At 73.4% G+C, this 3,000-nt stretch carries 2 protein-coding genes; one reads left to right on the top strand and one right to left on the bottom strand.

The features are described from left to right. Window positions 1-108: 108 nt before the first annotated feature. The gene (pepN, locus tag AB0J68_RS30105; protein ID WP_363942021.1) at window positions 109-2,625 is read right to left on the bottom strand and encodes an aminopeptidase N; all 2,517 of its coding nucleotides are present in this window, start codon (window positions 2,623-2,625) and stop codon (window positions 109-111) included. A 68-nt stretch (window positions 2,626-2,693) separates the two neighbouring features. On the opposite strand from pepN, the gene AB0J68_RS30110 reads away from it, so the two are divergent. Then, a complete protein-coding gene (locus AB0J68_RS30110; RefSeq protein ID WP_007464035.1) occupies window positions 2,694-2,912 on the top strand; it encodes a DUF397 domain-containing protein in 219 nt (72 codons plus the stop codon). The last annotated feature ends 88 nt before the right edge of the window (window positions 2,913-3,000 follow it).

Genomic DNA, 3,000 nt, shown 5'->3' on the forward strand with positions numbered 1-3,000 from the left:
GCCCGCGCTGCGCTGACCGCAGGGCGCGGGGTGGCCGGGCCGCCCCGCGCCCTGCCGGCACCGAATCGTCTCGGCGGCCCGGCCTCAGGCTGCCGCCGTGACCCCGCCTCAGGCTGCGGCGGCGGCCACCGCCGTCCGGGCGACGAGCGCGCTCCGCAGGTCGTCGTCCGCGTCGGTGACCACCCGGCGCAGGCCCGGGGTCAGGTCGTCGCGGGCCAGCAGCGCCGCGGCCGCCTCCCGGGTCGGCTGCGCCACGGCGTAGTGGGGAAACGCCAGCTTCGCCACCCGGTCGGCCGTCCACGCGGTACGCCGACGCGCGGCGGCCGGCATCTCCGTGAAGTACCGCTCGACGTACGCGGCGGTCAGGTCGGCCTGCTCGGGCTGCCAGAACCCCTCGGCCGTCGCCTCCAGCAGCCGGTTGGACAGCTCGGTGTCGCGCACGATGATCTCCCATGCCGCCTGCTTGGCGGCCGGGTCGGGCAGAGCGGCCCGGCAGCGGGCGGCCCGTTCCGCGCCGGTGGAGCTGACGTCGGCGGCCGCCTCGGCGGCGATCTCCGCCTCCCCGGCCGCGCCCAGCACCACGAGCCGGCGCAGCACCGCCCACCGCAGCTCGGCGTCGACCTTCAGCCCCGGCGGTACGTCCCGGCCGGCGAGCCAACCGACGAGCAGGTCCGTGTCGGTGGTCGCGGCGATCCAGCCGCGCGCGGCGGCGAGCTGCAACGACTCCCCCGCCGTGGCGCCGTCCAGCAGCTGTCGGCAGGCCAGGGCGACCCGGGCCAGCGCCGCCGAACGGGCCAGCGGGTCGAGGTAGCGGTCCACCAGGGACCGGCTGAGGGTCAGCACGTCCTCCGCGATGATCACCTCGGTCTCGGCCGGCAGCGCCGCGACCATCAGGTCGACGAGGCCGCTGACCGGTCGCTCCCCGTCGGTCACCGCGTCCAGTGCCTCGCTCCAGAGCACCGCCCGGGTGAGCGGGTCGGCCAGGCCCGGCAGGACCAGCGCGACGGCGTCCGCCGACGCCGGGTCGAGGCGCACCTTGGCGAAGGTGAGGTCACCGTCGTTGAGCAGCAGCACCCGGGCCGCCGGCTCGCCGGTCAACGCGCCGAGCACGGTCCGACCACCGTCGACGGCCGGGTCGAGATCCACCTCGTCGCGCCGCACCGTGCCGTCCGCCGCGTACCGGCCCACGCCGATGCGGTGCGGACGCAGCACCGGATGCGACTCGGGCGCGGTCTGCACCACGGCGACCTCGGTGTAGCGGCCGTCGGCGTCGACGGCGACCTCGGCGCGCAGCGTGTTGACCTGCGGCTGGCGCAGCCACAGCTCGGCCCATCCGGACAGGTCCCGGCCGCTGGCCGTGCTCAGGCTGGCCAGCAGGTCGGCGAGGGTGGCGTTGCCGAAGCGGTGCGCCGCGAAGTGCGCGTTCAGGCCGGCGAGGAACGCCTCGTCGCCGAGCCACGCCACGAGCTGCCGCAGCACGGAGGCGCCCTTGGCGTACGAGATGCCGTCGAAGTTGAGCAGGGCCTCGTCGGCGTCGGCCACCTCCGGCGGGGCGACCGGGTGGGTGGAGGGGCGCTGGTCGGCCGCGTACCCCCAGGCCTTGCGGCGCATGGCGAACGTGGTCCACGACTGGTCGAAGCGGGTCGCCTCGGCGGTGACCCGGGTGCCCAGGTACTCGGCGAACGACTCGTTGAGCCACAGGTCGTCCCACCAGCGCATGGTGACCAGGTCACCGAACCACATGTGCGCCATCTCGTGGGCGATGGTGGTGGCCCGCAGCTCGCGCTGGGTGTCGGTGACCGCCGAGCGGAACACGTAGTCGTCGCGGAAGGTGACGATGCCCGGATTTTCCATCGCCCCGGCGTTGAACTCGGGGACGAACGCCTGGTCGTACTTGCCGAACGGGTAGCGCTCGATGAAGAGCTGGTGGAACCGGTCCAGGCACTGCCCGGTGACGGTGAAGATCTCCTCGGCGTCGGCGTCGAGGTGCTCGGCGAGCGACCGTCGACAGTAGAGGCCCAGCGGCACACCGTCGTGCTCGGCCCGCCGGACGTGGTACGGCCCGGCGATCAGCGAGAAGAAGTACGTCGCCAGCGGCGCGGTCGGGGCGAACTCCCAGCGCCCCGGGGCCGGGGTGGCGACCACCTCGGCGTTGCCGGAGACCGTCCACTGCGGCGGCGCGGTGACCGTGAGGGTGAACGGGGCCTTGAGGTCGGGCTGGTCGAACGCGGCGAAGATGCGCTGGGCGTTGTCGAGGAACGACATCGCGTAGAGATAGGTCTCGCCGTCGGCCGGATCGACGAAGCGGTGCAGCCCCTCCCCGGCGTTGGAGTACGCCATCTCCGCCTCGACGAACAGGGTGTTCGTCGTGTCGAGGTCGGCCAGCGGCAGCTTGTTGTCGGTCAACGTGCCGGGGTCGACGTCGCGGTCGTTGAGGCGTACCGCGAGGAGGTTGGCGGGCTTGACCTCGGCGAAGGTCGCGGTGCCGGGGGTCGCCCGGAACCGGATCTCGACGCGGGAACGGAACAGGTCCCCGTCGCCGGTCAGGTCGAGGTCCACCTGATAGGACTCGACAGTAATCGCCGCGCCACGCGCGGTCGCCTCTACACGGGTCAGGCTCGGCATCCGCTTATCCTGCCCGATGGGGATCGGCACGCGGTCCCCAGACGGCCCCCGCACTGGAGGAAAGAACCATGGCGCAGCACCCCAAGGGCGATTTCGACCTCTCCCGGGCCGTCTGGCAACGGGCCGAGGGGGACACCTCGGAGAGCGCCGTCGAGGTCGCGTTCGTCGACGATCTGATCGGGATGCGCAACTCCGCCGAGCCGGAGGGCCCCGTGCTCGTCTTCACCCAGGCCGAGTGGGACGCGTTCGTCGCGGGCGCGCAGGACGGCGAGTTCGACCTGGACTGATCGCCCGGCGGTGGGGGGGGGGGTGGTAGACTCCCCCCCCCCCCCCACCCAGAAAACAAAAAACAAGCCCCCCCCCCCCCACCCCGAG

This window comes from Micromonospora sp. NPDC049580, from assembly GCF_040675595.1.
GTDB lineage: Bacteria > Actinomycetota > Actinomycetes > Mycobacteriales > Micromonosporaceae > Micromonospora.